This window comes from Cupriavidus sp. SIMBA_020 (assembly GCF_046535395.1).
GTDB classification, from domain to species: Bacteria; Pseudomonadota; Gammaproteobacteria; order Burkholderiales; family Burkholderiaceae; genus Cupriavidus; species Cupriavidus campinensis.
Genome location: NZ_JAWRWU010000613.1, coordinates 1 through 270, shown reverse-complemented (window position 1 = coordinate 270; position 270 = coordinate 1). Strand labels below are relative to the sequence as shown.

Genomic DNA, 270 nt, shown 5'->3' with positions numbered 1-270 from the left:
CCGCGATGAACGCGCGACCGTCGAGCGACAACGCGTTCGCCTTCTGTTTCCAGTCCTGATGGTTCGTCATGTCGTTTCCTCAATAATCAAAGCTCGGCACCGGCCGAAAACTCCTTGGCCCAGATCGTCGCCGACACGGCCAGATCGACGATCGGTCGAACCGGCAGCGGACGCGGATGCGGCTGCTTCAGCAACTGCTGCACGAGACTGTTCGATTCGCCGAGCGCGTACTCGGCGATCAGCTTGCCGGCGGACGACCCACGGCTCAGG

Annotated in this window: 1 pseudogene; it reads right to left on the bottom strand. The window is 62.6% G+C overall.

Annotated features, from left to right (window positions below):
* Positions 1 to 86: 86 nt before the first annotated feature.
* Positions 87 to 270 (bottom strand): annotated as a pseudogene (locus SB751_RS30745) (FAD-dependent oxidoreductase); the annotation flags it as partial.